Consider the following 13,252-nt stretch of genomic DNA (forward strand, 5'->3'; position numbering starts at 1 on the left):
GCGCCAGACGTTCACGACCTGTTTCGGGCGGCCCTGCCGCCCGGCTTTTACAAGCCGAGGGGAAAATCATCATGGCGGTGGATCAGGACAAAGTGTCCAAACCCGCGCGGCGCTGGCATATCGCCGTGTTTCTGACGCCGGCGGTGCTTGTTTATACCGCCATCATGATTGTCCCGCTGTTTTCGACGCTGTTTCAGTCGCTGTTCAATACAGTGGACGGAGAGCGCGCCTTTGTGGGCCTTGGCAATTTCGGAACGCTGTTTTTCGATCCGCGCTGGGCGGCGAGCTTCTGGAATGCGCTATCGAACAATTTCTGGTTCTTTGTGATCCACATGATCGTGCAGAACCCCATAGGGGTGTTGCTTGCGGCGATCCTGTCCAACCCCAATCTGCGGCTGCGGGGCTTTTACCGCACGGCGATCTTTATCCCCACCATCCTCTCTTTCGTGATCGTGGGGTTCGTCTGGAAGCTGATCCTGTCGCCGCTGTGGGGGATTGCACCCAACATGCTCGACGCCATCGGGCTGCGGAGCCTTTTTGCGCCATGGCTGGGACAGGAGGGCGCGGCGCTGACCACGCTGGCGCTGGTTTCTGTCTGGCAGTTCGTGGGCATTCCCATGATGCTGATTTACGCGGCGTTGCTCTCGATCCCTGATGAGGTGATCGAGGCGGCGGAAATCGACGGGGTAACGGGGGCCAAGCAGTTCTTCAAGATCCAGCTGCCGCTGATCCTGCCGACTATCGGGATCATTTCGATTTTGACCTTTGTGGGCAATTTCAACGCATTCGACCTGATTTATGTGAGCCAGGGCGCGCAGGCAGGTCCGAATTTTTCGACCGACATTTTGGGCACCCTTCTCTATCGCACCTTCTTCGGCTTCCAGCTCCAACTGGGCGATCCGAACATGGGCTCAACGATTGCGACCATGATGTTCCTGATCATTCTCGTTGGGGTTTCGATCTATCTGTTCGGTATCCAGACGCGGCTTCGGAGGTATCAGTTCTGATGAATACGGCACGCTCCTCCCTGCCCCGCGCCCTTGCCGCCCATGCGGTGCTGATCGCCTATACGCTGATCGCTCTGTTTCCGGTGTTCGTGATCGTTATCAACGCCTTCAAGGAACGCCGGGCGATCTTTTCCGATCCGCTGGCGGTGCCGACCCCTGAGAGTTTCTCGCTGATCGGGTTCGAGACGGTAACGAGCCAAGGCAATTTCCTGCTCTATTTTCAGAACTCGCTGATCGTGACGGTGGCGTCGCTGTTCTGCGTATTGCTGTTTGGCGCCATGGCGGCGTTTGCGCTGTCGGAATACAGGTTCAAGGGCAATCCGCTCATGGCGCTCTATCTGGCGCTGGGAATCATGATCCCCATCCGGCTGGGCACTGTGGCGATCCTGCAGATCATGGTGGCGACGGGGCTGGTCAATACCCATACAGCGCTGATCCTTGTTTACACGGCGCAGGGCCTGCCGCTGGCCATCTTCATTCTTTCCGAATTCATGCGGACCGTATCGGCGGATCTGAAAAACGCCGGGCGTGTGGACGGGCTATCGGAGTACCGGATTTTCTTCACGCTGGTTCTGCCGCTGGTGCGGCCGGCGATGGCGACGGTGGCGGTGTTTACCATGATCCCGATCTGGAACGATCTGTGGTTTCCACTGATCCTGGCGCCGGCCGAGGCGACCAAGACCGTGACGCTGGGGGCGCAGGTGTTCATCGGGCAGTTCGTGACCAACTGGAACGCGGTGCTGGCGGCGCTGACCCTCGCCATCATTCCGGTTCTGGTTCTCTATCTCATCTTCTCGCGGCAATTGATCCGCGGCATCACTTCGGGAGCCGTCAAATGAGCCAACCTATTAAAGTGCTCGTTGCCGGGCTGGGCAATATGGGCCGGGCGCATGCCATGGCCTACCACAACCATCCCGGATACGAGATCGTCGGGGTCGTGACGCGCAGCAAGGATTCTGTGCCCGAAGGGCTCGGGGAGTATAAGCACTGGAGCGATTTTTACGACGCGCTTGAGGCGACAAAGCCGGACCTTGCCTCGATCAACACCTATTCGGACAGCCATGCGGACTATGCGGTGGCGGCGATGGAGGCGGGCGCGCATGTGTTCATCGAAAAGCCGCTGGCAACCAGTGTGGCCGATGCGGAACGGGTCGTGGAGACGGCAATCCGGCTGAGCAAGAAACTGGTGGTTGGCTATATATTGCGCCACCATCCTTCCTGGGTGCGTCTGATCGCCGAGGCGCGGGCGCTGGGCGGACCGTACGTGTTTCGCATGAACCTCAACCAGCAATCGGCGGGGCGGTTCTGGCGCACGCACAAGACCTTGATGGAGACGACATCTCCGATCGTTGATTGCGGGGTGCATTATGTGGATGTGATGTGCCAGATCACCGACGCCAAACCCGTTCAGGTGCGCGGCATGGGGGTTCGGCTAACCGACGAGATTGCGCCCGAGATGTATAATTACGGGCATCTGCAGGTGATGTTCGATGACGGGTCGGTGGGCTGGTACGAGGCGGCGTGGGGGCCGATGATTTCGGAGACCGCGTTTTTCGTCAAAGACATCTTAACGCCGAAAGGCTCGGTGTCGATCGTCATGGACGAGGGCGCGAAATCGTCCGATCACGAGACCCACACCAAGACCGACCGCATCCGCATCCACCGGGCCGATCTGGGCGGCGATGGGGAATTCATCCATGAAGACGAGATGTTGTCGATGGAGGGGGAGCCGGGGCACGACGCCTTGTGCGCGCGGGAACAGGATTATGTCTATCGGGCGATTGTCGAGGATGTCGATCTGGGCCGGCACATGAGCGATGCGATCCAGTCGCTGCGCATCTGCCTGGCCGCCGATGAATCGATTAGAACCGGCAAGCCGGTGGATTTGTGAAACGAGGATCAACAATGACCGCTCTGGAACTTTCCGGCATCAAGAAGACCTTCGGGTCCACCGACGTTTTGCACGGCATCGATCTTTCGGTCGAAGAGGGCGAATTCGTCATTTTCGTCGGGCCGTCGGGCTGCGGAAAATCGACACTGTTGCGGATCATTGCCGGGCTGGAAGATGCGAGCGCAGGAACCGTCAAGATCGATGGCAATGTGGTCAACGCCACCCCGCCCGCCAAGCGCGGCATCGCCATGGTGTTTCAGTCCTATGCGCTCTATCCGCACCTGACGGTGAAGGGAAACATGAGCCTCGCCATGAAGCAGGAAGGCGCGGCGAAATCGGAAATCGAGGATCGGGTGGGCGTGGCGAGCAAGATGCTGGGCCTCGATCCGCTGCTCGAGCGGCGGCCGGCCGAATTGTCGGGCGGGCAGCGCCAGCGGGTGGCCATCGGGCGGGCCGTAGTGCGCAAGCCCAAGCTGTTCTTGTTCGACGAGCCGCTGTCCAATCTCGATGCGGCGCTGCGGGTCAACACGCGGCTCGAAATCGCGCGGCTGCATCGCGAGCTTTCGGCCACCATGGTCTATGTCACCCACGATCAGGTGGAGGCCATGACGCTGGCCGACAGGATCGTTGTAATGAATGCCGGGCGGATCGAGCAGATCGGCACACCCATGGAACTCTATAACCGGCCGGCCAATATGTTTGTTGCCGGTTTTATCGGCTCGCCGCAGATGAATTTCATCGATGCGGGCGCGCTGGGGGAAACTTCGGCCAAGACCATCGGCATCCGGCCCGAGCATATGAGCGTGTCAGAGAGTGCGGGCGATCTGGCCTGCGAGGTGGTGCATATCGAACAGCTTGGGGCCGATACCAACCTTTATCTGAAAAACGAGAAGGCGGGGCTTTTGACGGCGCGGCTGTTCGGTGAGCGTTATTTCGCGCCGGGCTCGAAGGTGTTCGTAACGTTCGAGAGGGCCAAGCGGCATTTGTTCGATGGCGAGGGCAAGGCGGTGCGGGCGGACGCGCTGGTCTGACGACGGCCACTCGCGCTGCGGACTACCGGGTCTTCGCCCGGGATGACAGTGAGGGGTGCTTTTTGGTCGTGGCCCGATGCGCCTTAAAGGCTCTTTAGAAACGCGCGCGAGCGGTCGAGGCAGAGTTTGGCGGCGGCCTCGTTGTAATCGTTCAAGCTGGGATCGAGGAAGTAGTGGCCCGCGCCTTCATAGCGGTGCAACGCGATATCGGCATCGCCTGCGGTTTTCAGCCAATCGAGGAAATAATCCTCATCGTCGAACGGATCGGGCTTGGCCACGTGAGCCGAAACGGGCAGGCCGGCGCGCGGCTGAGCAAACCAGGGAGCGACACCGGCAAAGAACAGCAGGCCCGCAGTCTGCGGACGTTTGGCGGCGAAACGGCTGGCCATCATGGTGCCAAATGACACGCCCGAGAGCACGGCATCGTCAGGGACGCTTTCGAGCGCTGCCGTGGCGCGCGCGGAAATCTCCTCGTCGCTTATCTCGCGCTTGATCGCGAAACCGGCATCGTAATCGTCAGCTGACTTGCCGTTGTAAAGATCGGGCAGCGTGACGGTATGACCATCGGCCTCGAACACGGCGGCGATTTCGCCCTCGACGGGCCGCAGCCCGAGGATGGAGTGAAACAGAACGATATGAGCCATGCTGCATCTCCCTGGATTTCGGCCAGCATGTCGTTCTTATTTTGTTCTGTCAAGATGCGCTATTGCGGCATCCGCACCACGACGCTGCCGCGCTTGTGTTTGCTGTCGACGCGGGCGTGAGCCTGGGCAATATCATCGAAATCGAAGGTCTGATCGATGACCACCCGGTATTGACCTTTTGCTGCCAGATCGGCGAGGAAAGCGACGTCTTCGGGGTGCTCCGTGGCCATGCCCGCGATGGGGCGCTTGCCGTCTTTGGGCCGGGCCAGCATATCGCCGACGCCTCCGGCAATACCCAGGTAGCGGCCGCCAGGTTTGAGCGCTTTCAGGCAGCGCTGGAAACGGGTGGCGCCGACAGTATCGGCGATCACGTCGTAGGCCGAGGCGGTCGATGTGTAATCGGTGATCGCGTAATCGATGAAGGCGTCGGCGCCGAGGCTGAGGGCCAAATTGGCGTTGGCGGCGCTGGCGACAGCGGTAACTTTGGCGCTGAAATGTTTCGCCAGTTGCACCATGGCCGAGCCAACTGCGCCCGAGGCACCGATGACGAGGATATGTTCGCCCGCCTTGAGGTTTGCCTTGCGAAGGAAGTGCAAGGCCGTCGTGCCGCCAAAGCATAGGCCCGCAGCCTCTTCGAATGAAAGATTTTCGGGCCTTTTGGCGATGGGTTTGCGCTCGGAGACGGCGACATATTCGGCATGACATCTGAGCCCGACGCCGGGAAAGGCGATAACCTCGTCGCCGATGGCGAAGCGCGAAACCCCGGGGCCGGCGGCGACCACGGTGCCGGCGATTTCGGTTCCGAAGATCGGCTGGCGCGGGCGGATGATGCCGATGGCGAGGCGCATGAGGGTCTTCATGCCCTGCGGCGCATCGAGGGCGCGCATGCGGGCGTCGCCGGAATTGACCGTGGTGGCGATTGTCTTGATGAGGATTTCATCGTCGCGCGGGATGGGAACCGGGCGGGACTGAATCTCGACCACTTCGGGCCCGCCATAGGCGGTGACGATGGCGGCTTTCATGGTGGTGGGGACTGTCATTTTCGGGGTTCCTCGGCCTTCCAGAAAAACACCTCGCCAATGGGCACGCCGAAGGTTTCGGCGATGCGGAAGGCCGCTTCGAGGGAGGGGGAATACTTGTTGTGTTCGATCGATGCCACGGTCTGGCGGGTCATGCCGATGCGGTCGGCAAGTTCCTGCTGGGTCATCTCGTTGTGCTCGAAGCGCAGGCGGCGGATCTGATTGGTGATCGGGGGGCGGGCCATCAGTCGAGCATCCTGAAATGGACGATCTGGATGATCTCGCGGACCAGCGCCGAGAACGCCAGGGCAAAAAGGGTAAGGTTTATAAAGATGATCGCCGTTGCTCCGGCCGGATCGGCTTCATAGACCCGGCGGGCGAAATCGGCGATAAGGCCGCTCGAGAGGACCATGCCGACCATGAGGATTTCAAGCAGGATCAGGCCGGCCCGGTTGGCCCTGGCATCGATTTCGCGCTCGCGCTCATCGGGCGGGGCATCCATGTTCTGGCGGGCGAGGATGGCGGCGACGATGTTTATGGGCAGCATGATGGCTATGGAAATGCCAAGGCACCAGACGAAAAGCCAGAAGGTTGCATCGCCATCGAGCGTGCCGGACAGAGCGGCGACGCCCACCTGCCAGAAATAGACTGTCCAGATGACCAGCGTGGTCAAAACGGCGATCCATGCGTTCTTTTCCCGAAAGCTCATCATATGCCCCAATGGAAGATATTGTTGGCGCTATATCGTATATTTCTAACCTAATGTCAATTATATTTTACATGATGGCGCACATTTTTGGCACGATCGGATGTCGTGAGGTTATCAGAGCATGGATTCGATCTCCCGCCGGTGGGCGTGCATTTTCAAAAACACCGCATAATCGGTGTCGTAGCGCGCCTTGCGGGAGAGGTCGGGGGTGCGGGTGACCGAGGCGTGGCGCATAGTGTAGGCGGCGTCGGTGAGGCGGGGATAAAGTCCCGCCGCGGTGGCGGCGGCCATGGCGGTGCCAAGGATCATGGCGTCGGCATCGGGGAGCTCGTGGATGGTGCAGCCGGTGGCATCGGCATAGAGTTCCATCAGGAGCGGATTGCGGGTGTGGCCGCCGGTTACATGAAGCGTATCAATGGCATAGCCGGTGGCATTGAGGGTTTCCAGGATATGGCGCACACCCAGCGCTATGGCGACGGCGGTGCGCCAATAGAGCTTGCACAACCCGTCGAACGAGGAATCCAGGCTCATGCCGGAAATGACCCCGAGCGCTGCGGGATTGGCGAGGGGGGAGCGGTTGCCGTGGAAATCGGGGAGAATGTGGAGACGCGGGGCGAGATCGGGTTCGGTCTCGCGCAAGCGGTTGATGCGGTTGATGATTTCGGCGTGCATGATGGGGGTGGGCGCAGCACCCGAGGCATGGACGCGAATGATGTAATCGAGCGCGGCGCCCGAGGCGGACTGGCCGCCCTCGGTGAGCCAGAAGCCGGGGAGGACCGCCCCATGGTAAGGGCCCCACAAACCGGGGGTTGGGCGGGGGTCTTCGGCCAGAGCGGTGACGGCGCTGGAGGTGCCCGCGACCAGCCCCAAATGCCGATCGACGCCCAATGGATCCTCGGTGTACTCGCCCAGCACGCCCAAAGCACCGGCGTGGGCATCGACCATTCCGGTGCCCACGACGACCGAACGGGGCAGACCGAGCTCGCGCGAGGCCTTTGCCGTCAGGGTTCCGAGCGGGGCGCCGATGGGGGACGCGGTGCGTGGCAGGCTGGCGCGAATGAGCAGGTCCTCGAGCCCGACCACTTCGAGGAAATCGGCCGACCAGCCATCGAGTTCGTGGGCAAGGAAGCTCCACTTGCTCGTAAGGGTCGATTGGGAGCGCTCGAGCGTGCCGCTCGACTTCCAGGCGAGGAAGTCAGCGAGGTCGAACATGTAGCCGGTCTTTTGCCAGATGGCAGGCAGGTTGCGCTTGAGCCAGAGCAGTTTGGGGATTTCCATTTCCGGGCTGAGCGCGCCGCCGGAAAACTGCAGGACGGCGTGGCCGGTGGCGTTGATCTCGCTGGTTTCGGCCATGGCGCGGTGATCGAGCCAGACGATCGTGTCCCATCCCTCTTCGCCATCAGGGCCGACGGGGAGAGGGCCCCCGTCCCTGCCCCGAACCACCAGCGAGCAGGTGGCGGCATACGCGATGGCCTTGACCGAAAGCGGATCGGCATTGGCCGTGGTGAGCGCCTCTCGAACGGCGGTGCAGACAGCGGACCAGATGTTTTCCGAACGATGCTCGGCGCGGATGGCGCCCTCGCGGCGAATATCGATAGGCGCTTCGGCGCGGCCCAGAATATCGCCCTGCGCGGTTACAATCCCGGCCCTCGCACTGGTCGTCCCCACATCGACAGCAACCAGAAGGGCGGTCATTTGATCCTCTAGGAACTTGGTTGGTCGCGAGATCGAACCGAAAAAGTCTGCGCCTTTTCTGATCTCACTTTAGGCCTGCGAGCTTTTTGCCGGGAGCGACCTTAAACAATTGGGCAGATTGTGCAAATCGTCGATCAGGACATCGGGGTTCAATGCGGCCAGTTGCGGCTTGAGGCCGGCGGGGCCGATATGGCTGCCGCCGGTGAAGGCGATGACGGCCATGCCCGCGGCCTTGGCTGCGGTAACGCCGGCGGGGCTGTCTTCAATGACCACGCAATCGGCGGGGGCAATGCCCATCTGCTGTGCGGCAAAAAGGAAGAGATCGGGCGCGGGCTTGCCGCGCGCGACCATGGTGGCCGAATAGATGTTGGGTGCAAAGCGGTCGTAAAGACCGGTCAGTTTGAGGCTGATTTCGATGCGCTCGTAAACGCTGGACGAGGCGACGCAGGCGGGAACATCGAGGGTATCGAGGACGCCTGAAATGCCGGGCATGGGCTTGAGCGCGCTTTCATAACGGGCATAGAGCCGGTGGCGCATATCGTCGAGCGCCGCAGCATCCATGGTGACGCCATGGTCGGTGGCAAGAGAGGCCGAGACCGTCTTGAGCGTGCGGCCGAGAAAATCGCGGTAGGCGATGTCGGTGGCGATGTGGACGCCAAGCGCGGCAACGGTTTCGACAAGCACGTCGATGGCGATGGGCTCTGAATCCACGAGAACGCCGTCGCAATCGAAGATGACGAGGTGGGGCGTTTTGGATTGCGGCTCGGGGGCGGCTGGGGAGATCATTGATGCACTGCCGGTTGTGAGGCTCGATGATGGACCCCGGGAATAAATCCCGGGGTGACAGGGGGAGTTTGGGGGGTGGCGTTTTTCCACTCACCGGGATTGTCATTGCGGCATGTTCCGCAGGGTTGCAGGGGGTGGGTAAGGCGTGCGCCCTGCCCTGGCATCAAAGCTTGCCCTGGATGTAGCGGGTGAGGGTGTCGCGGGTGCCCAATTGCCAGATCGTTCCCAGCGCGTTGGTGAAGGCGGCGACATAATCGGGGTTTTCGGCGGCGGCGCCAAAAATGTCTTTCATCTGCAGAAAGGCCTTTGCATCGTCCTTGGCACGGATCGCTGCGGTCTGGAGGCGGTCCCAGTTCGGGTCGTTGGGCGCAATCGGCGTGCCGGAATCGGTGACGCCATAGCAATAGCGGCACCAGAGGGCCGACACCAGTGCGAGGCCGGTGACCGGGGCGCCGGACCTAAGACGGTCTTCGACCGAGGGCAGGATGAATTTGGGCTGGCGGTTTGAGCCGTCAAGACACAGGCGCTGGATGGTGTCGCCGATCCTGGGGTTGGCGAAGCGCCCGGCGATCAGGCGCCGATAGTCGTCGAGATCGGTATCGGGCACCGGGGGGACGACGGGGATGATCTCGTCTTTGGTGAGCTTTTCGAGATAGGCGGCGATCAGCGGGTGTTCCATGGCCTCATGGACAAAGTGGATATCCATCAGTGCCGAAGGATAGGCAATGGCAGCGTGACCGCCATTGAGAATACGGATTTTCATCAGCTCCCAGGGGGAGACGTCACTAACGAAGGTGACGCCGACCTTTTCGAGCGCGGGCCGGCCGGTGGGGAAATTGTCTTCGAGCACCCATTGTTTGAAGGTTTCGCAAAACACCGGCCAGGCGTCGGCGATGCCGTATTCTTCCGAAACGATGGTGCGTTCGCGATCGGACGTCGCCGGGGTGATGCGGTCCACCATGCCATTGGGGAAGGCGACCGAGCGCCGGACCCAATCGGCCATTTCTCTATCGAACAGATCGGCCAGACCCGCCACCGCGTTGAGGGTCACCTTGCCGTTGTGGGGGATGTTGTCGCAGCACATGATGGTGAAGGGTTCGACCCCCGCCTGGCGGCGTGCCTTGAGCCCGGCAAGGATCAGGCCGAACACGGTGCTGGGCGTTTCGGGCCGAGCGGCATCGGCGACAATATCGGGATGGGTGGGGTTAAACGCGCCGGCGGCGTCAAGATAATAGCCACCCTCGGTGATGGTGAGCGAGACGATGCGAATGGCGGGATCGGCCAGTTTGGCGACAATCGTGGCCGGATCGCCCGGATCGAGGAAATCGATCATGGGCGCGGTGATGCGCGCGTTTGTGCCCGAGGCTTCCTGTTCGACCACGGTGGTCAGATAATCCTGCGCGGCGAGGATCTTTCTCATTTCGGCATCATTGGCGCGCACGCCAGCCCCCACGATTCCCCAATCGTGGTCCTGCCCGAGATTGAAGAGATCATCGAGATAGACGGCCTGGTGGGCGCGATGGAAATTGCCAACGCCGAAATGGACGATCCCCGCCGCGAGATTCGAGTGATCGTAGCGCGGCACGGCGACCGAACCGGGCAAGGAGGAGAGAGAGTTTGCCGCTAGTCTGACACTCATGATGCCGCTGATCCTCGAATGGTGTTCTTTGCGTTAGACAGCATTGCCCGAAGCATCGAACTTGTAGATGCGGCCGTCCTGGGGGGAGAGGGTGACCGTTTCGCCGTGCTTGAAGGGCACATCGCCCGCCGCGCGAGCGGTCAGGGTGCCGATGCCGGCCACATCGATGTGGAAGAAGGTATCGGACCCCAAATGCTCTGAGACCTTGACCATGCCCGACCAGATGCCGCCCTCCTTGGAGACGGCGAGATGTTCGGGGCGGATGCCGATGGTGTGGGCACTGAATTTTTTCGCCTCGGCGCCTTCGATGAAATTCATCTTCGGAGATCCGATGAAGCCGGCGACGAACTTGTTGGCCGGTTTTGTGTAGAGCTCGAGCGGGGAGCCGTATTGCTCGACGCGACCGGCGTGCAGCACGACGATCTTGTCGGCCATGGTCATGGCCTCGACCTGATCGTGGGTGACATAGACCATGGTGGTCTTGAGTTTCTGGTGCAGGTCGGAAATTTCGAGCCGCATGTTGACCCGCAGGGCGGCATCGAGATTTGAGAGCGGCTCGTCGAACAGGAAGGCCTTTGGCTGGCGCACGATGGCGCGGCCGATGGCAACGCGCTGGCGCTGGCCGCCCGAGAGTTGGCGGGGCTTTCGGTCGAGATAATCGGTGAGATTGAGGATTGAGGCGGCGTTGTTGACTGCCGCGTCGATCTTTTCCTTGGGCGCCTTTTCCATCTTCAAGGGAAAGGCGATGTTGCCGCGCACGCTCATATGGGGATAGAGCGCGTAGGACTGGAACACCATCGAAAGCTTGCGCTGGGCGGGTGCTTCCTTTGACATATCCACGCCATCGATGAGGATCTGGCCGGAGGTGACGTCCTCGAGCCCGGCGATCAGCCGCAACAGGGTGGATTTTCCGCACCCCGAGGGGCCGACAAAGACCACGAACTGGCCGTCCTCGATCTCGAGCGAGATGTCGGGGATGACGGTGACGCCGCCGAAGCTCTTTTGAACATTTTTGAGTGTGATCGATCCCATGGGACCAGTTCTCCTACCTTTTGTCGCGGTCGCGAACCGGAAAACCGGTTCCCACTTTTCCTGCAACCGCTCCTATTTGACCGCGCCGAAGGTCAGGCCGCGGACCAATTGTTTCTGGCTGAACCAGCCCATGATGAGGATGGGCGCAATGGCCATCATCGATGCTGCCGAAAGCTTGGCCCAGAACAGGCCCTCGGGCGAAGAATAGGCCGCGATGAACGCGGGGAGCGGGGTTGCCTGGGTGGTGGTCAGAACGATGGTCCAGAACGATTCATTCCAGGCCAGGATGATGTTGAGCAGCATGGTGGAGGCGATGCCGGGGATGGCCATGGGGGTGAGCACATAGATCACCTCCTGGCGGAGCGATGCGCCGTCCATGCGGGCCGCTTCGAGGATATCGACGGGGATTTCCTTGAAATAGGTGAACAGCATCCAGACGATGATAGGCAGATTGATGAGGGTGAGGACCAGGGTGAGCCCCAGATGGGTATCGGTGAGACCCGCCATGCGGAACAGCATGGTGATGGGCACCAGAACGCCGACGGCGGGCAGCATCTTGGTCGATAACATCCACATCAGGATGTCCTTGGTGTGCTTGGTGGGCGAGAACGCCATGGCCCAGGCGGCGGGAATGGCGATGACCAGGCCTAAAAGGGTCGAGCCGACCGCTGTGATGATCGAATTGCCCAGGAACCGGAAATAGTTCGAGCGTTCGAGGACCGTTTCGTAATTTTCCAGCGTCCAGCTAAAGAACAGGAACTGGGGCGGGGTCGCAATGGCGGTGCCTTCGGTCTTGAAGCTGGTCAGGAACGTCCAGAGGATCGGGAAGAAGATCACAAAGGCGATTGCCCAGGCGATGGCGGAAACGCCGAGTTTTCTTTGAGTGGAAATTGCGCGTGCCATGGTGGTTAGGCCTCCAGATTCTTGCCGACGACGCGAAGCAGGAAGATCGCGACGATGTTGGCGAGGATGACGGCGACGATGCCGCCGGCCGAGGCCAGACCGAAATCATACTGGAACTGGGCCTGGAGATAGATCAGGAACGGCAGATTGGTGGTGGCAACGCCCGGCCCGCCATTGGTGGTGACAAAGATTTCGGCAAACACCGAAAGCAGGAAGATGGTCTGGATGAGCATGACCACCGTGAGCGCCCGGGACATGTGGGGCAGGATTATGTAGAAAAACAGCGATATGGGACCGGCGCCGTCCATGCCGGCGGCCTCGCGCTGCTCTTCATCGAGCGATTGCAGCGCGGTCAGAAGGATCAGTGTTGCAAAGGGCAGCCATTGCCAGGCAACGATGATGATGACCGAAAACAGCGGCACGTGGGCAAACCAATCGACCGGCTGGAACCCGAAGGTTCGCGCGATCCAGGCGAAGAGCCCGTTGACCGGATGCATGAGCATGTTCTTCCACACCAGCGCGGACACCGTGGGCATGACAAAGAAGGGAGCGATGACCAGAAGGCGCACGATGCCCTGCCCGAACATGGGCTGATCGAGCAACAGCGCCAGCAAGGTGCCGCCGACAAGGGTGATCGCCAGCACGCCACCAACGAGGATCAGGGTGTTTAGGAACACCGTCCAGATGTTGGGATTGGCAAAGAAGTAGGTGTAGTTGGCAAAGCCGGTGAATTCGGGGGCGCGGAAGGCCGTGTACCACTGGAACGAGAACCAGACGGTCATCGAAAGCGGCACGATCATCCAGATCAGAAGCGCGATGACCGAGGGGGCCATCATGAACCGGGCCGCTGTTTGGGTTTGAGCTGTTGCCATTGTCCTCTCCCTGACCTTGGCGCG

General features: G+C 60.9%; 14 protein-coding genes. 4 read left to right on the forward strand and 10 right to left on the reverse strand.

Going from position 1 to position 13,252, the window contains the following annotated elements; all coding sequences use genetic code 11:
* Positions 1-71: 71 nt before the first annotated feature.
* Genes OF122_RS17990 through OF122_RS18005 form a run of 4 tightly spaced genes read left to right on the forward strand, consistent with a single transcriptional unit; the run spans position 72 to position 3,929 of the window.
* A complete protein-coding gene (locus tag OF122_RS17990; RefSeq protein ID WP_264225553.1) occupies positions 72-1,007 on the forward strand; it encodes a carbohydrate ABC transporter permease in 936 nt (311 codons plus the stop codon).
* Entirely contained in the window at positions 1,007-1,846 is an 840-nt protein-coding gene (locus OF122_RS17995) for a carbohydrate ABC transporter permease (RefSeq protein ID WP_264225554.1), read from the forward strand. The genes OF122_RS17990 and OF122_RS17995 overlap by 1 nt, the downstream gene beginning before the upstream one ends.
* A complete protein-coding gene (locus OF122_RS18000; protein ID WP_264225555.1) occupies positions 1,843-2,898 on the forward strand; it encodes a Gfo/Idh/MocA family protein in 1,056 nt (351 codons plus the stop codon). The genes OF122_RS17995 and OF122_RS18000 overlap by 4 nt, the downstream gene beginning before the upstream one ends.
* 14 nt (positions 2,899-2,912) lie before the next feature.
* Positions 2,913-3,929 (forward strand): ABC transporter ATP-binding protein, encoded by a 1,017-nt coding sequence (locus tag OF122_RS18005; protein WP_264225556.1) that lies wholly within the window; start codon positions 2,913-2,915, stop codon positions 3,927-3,929.
* A gap of 83 nt (positions 3,930-4,012) precedes the next feature.
* On the opposite strand, the gene OF122_RS18010 is transcribed toward OF122_RS18005, so the two are convergent.
* The 10 genes from OF122_RS18010 to OF122_RS18055 all read right to left on the reverse strand — a co-directional run bounded on the left by OF122_RS18010 (position 4,013) and on the right by OF122_RS18055 (position 13,228).
* Complete coding sequence (locus OF122_RS18010) at positions 4,013-4,573, reverse strand: dienelactone hydrolase family protein (RefSeq protein ID WP_264225557.1); 561 nt, start codon at positions 4,571-4,573, stop codon at positions 4,013-4,015.
* Positions 4,574-4,632: 59 nt separating this feature from the next.
* On the reverse strand, positions 4,633-5,613 hold the full coding sequence (locus OF122_RS18015) for an NAD(P)-dependent alcohol dehydrogenase (protein WP_264225558.1): 981 nt from the start codon (positions 5,611-5,613) through the stop codon (positions 4,633-4,635).
* Complete coding sequence (locus OF122_RS18020; RefSeq protein ID WP_264225559.1) at positions 5,610-5,837, reverse strand: helix-turn-helix transcriptional regulator; 228 nt, start codon at positions 5,835-5,837, stop codon at positions 5,610-5,612. Before OF122_RS18020 ends, OF122_RS18015 begins: the two co-directional genes overlap by 4 nt.
* On the reverse strand, positions 5,837-6,301 hold the full coding sequence (locus OF122_RS18025; RefSeq protein WP_264225560.1) for a hypothetical protein: 465 nt from the start codon (positions 6,299-6,301) through the stop codon (positions 5,837-5,839). The genes OF122_RS18020 and OF122_RS18025 overlap by 1 nt, the downstream gene beginning before the upstream one ends.
* Positions 6,302-6,415: 114 nt before the next feature.
* On the reverse strand, positions 6,416-7,996 hold the full coding sequence (locus OF122_RS18030; RefSeq protein WP_264225561.1) for an FGGY-family carbohydrate kinase: 1,581 nt from the start codon (positions 7,994-7,996) through the stop codon (positions 6,416-6,418).
* Positions 7,997-8,065: 69 nt separating this feature from the next.
* Complete coding sequence (locus OF122_RS18035; protein WP_264225562.1) at positions 8,066-8,782, reverse strand: HAD family hydrolase; 717 nt, start codon at positions 8,780-8,782, stop codon at positions 8,066-8,068.
* A gap of 163 nt (positions 8,783-8,945) precedes the next feature.
* Positions 8,946-10,421 carry a mannitol dehydrogenase family protein gene (locus OF122_RS18040; protein WP_264225563.1) on the reverse strand — a complete coding sequence of 492 codons (1,476 nt, stop codon included), beginning with the start codon at positions 10,419-10,421 and terminating at the stop codon, positions 8,946-8,948.
* A 33-nt stretch (positions 10,422-10,454) separates the two neighbouring features.
* Positions 10,455-11,453: an ABC transporter ATP-binding protein gene (locus OF122_RS18045; RefSeq protein ID WP_264225564.1), complete on the reverse strand. Its 999-nt coding sequence runs from the start codon at positions 11,451-11,453 to the stop codon at positions 10,455-10,457.
* A 72-nt stretch (positions 11,454-11,525) separates the two neighbouring features.
* Positions 11,526-12,356: a carbohydrate ABC transporter permease gene (locus OF122_RS18050; protein WP_264225565.1), complete on the reverse strand. Its 831-nt coding sequence runs from the start codon at positions 12,354-12,356 to the stop codon at positions 11,526-11,528.
* Positions 12,357-12,361: 5 nt separating this feature from the next.
* On the reverse strand, positions 12,362-13,228 hold the full coding sequence (locus OF122_RS18055; protein ID WP_264225566.1) for a carbohydrate ABC transporter permease: 867 nt from the start codon (positions 13,226-13,228) through the stop codon (positions 12,362-12,364).
* Positions 13,229-13,252: the final 24 nt, after the last annotated feature.

It is taken from the genome of Pelagibacterium flavum, from assembly GCF_025854335.1.
GTDB classification, from domain to species: Bacteria; Pseudomonadota; Alphaproteobacteria; order Rhizobiales; family Devosiaceae; genus Pelagibacterium; species Pelagibacterium flavum.

Bases quoted from the DNA above. Each gene is read 5' to 3' on its own strand.
- OF122_RS17990 (WP_264225553.1), top strand. From the start codon at position 72: ATGGCGGTGGATCAGGACAAAGTGTCCAAACCCGCGCGGCGCTGGCAT.
- OF122_RS17995 (WP_264225554.1), top strand. From the start codon at position 1,007: ATGAATACGGCACGCTCCTCCCTGCCCCGCGCCCTTGCCGCCCATGCG.
- OF122_RS18000 (WP_264225555.1), top strand. From the start codon at position 1,843: ATGAGCCAACCTATTAAAGTGCTCGTTGCCGGGCTGGGCAATATGGGC.
- OF122_RS18005 (WP_264225556.1), top strand. From the start codon at position 2,913: ATGACCGCTCTGGAACTTTCCGGCATCAAGAAGACCTTCGGGTCCACC.
- OF122_RS18010 (WP_264225557.1), bottom strand. From the start codon at position 4,573: ATGGCTCATATCGTTCTGTTTCACTCCATCCTCGGGCTGCGGCCCGTC.
- OF122_RS18015 (WP_264225558.1), bottom strand. From the start codon at position 5,613: ATGACAGTCCCCACCACCATGAAAGCCGCCATCGTCACCGCCTATGGC.
- OF122_RS18020 (WP_264225559.1), bottom strand. From the start codon at position 5,837: ATGGCCCGCCCCCCGATCACCAATCAGATCCGCCGCCTGCGCTTCGAG.
- OF122_RS18025 (WP_264225560.1), bottom strand. From the start codon at position 6,301: ATGAGCTTTCGGGAAAAGAACGCATGGATCGCCGTTTTGACCACGCTG.
- OF122_RS18030 (WP_264225561.1), bottom strand. From the start codon at position 7,996: ATGACCGCCCTTCTGGTTGCTGTCGATGTGGGGACGACCAGTGCGAGG.
- OF122_RS18035 (WP_264225562.1), bottom strand. From the start codon at position 8,782: ATGATCTCCCCAGCCGCCCCCGAGCCGCAATCCAAAACGCCCCACCTC.
- OF122_RS18040 (WP_264225563.1), bottom strand. From the start codon at position 10,421: ATGAGTGTCAGACTAGCGGCAAACTCTCTCTCCTCCTTGCCCGGTTCG.
- OF122_RS18045 (WP_264225564.1), bottom strand. From the start codon at position 11,453: ATGGGATCGATCACACTCAAAAATGTTCAAAAGAGCTTCGGCGGCGTC.
- OF122_RS18050 (WP_264225565.1), bottom strand. From the start codon at position 12,356: ATGGCACGCGCAATTTCCACTCAAAGAAAACTCGGCGTTTCCGCCATC.
- OF122_RS18055 (WP_264225566.1), bottom strand. From the start codon at position 13,228: ATGGCAACAGCTCAAACCCAAACAGCGGCCCGGTTCATGATGGCCCCC.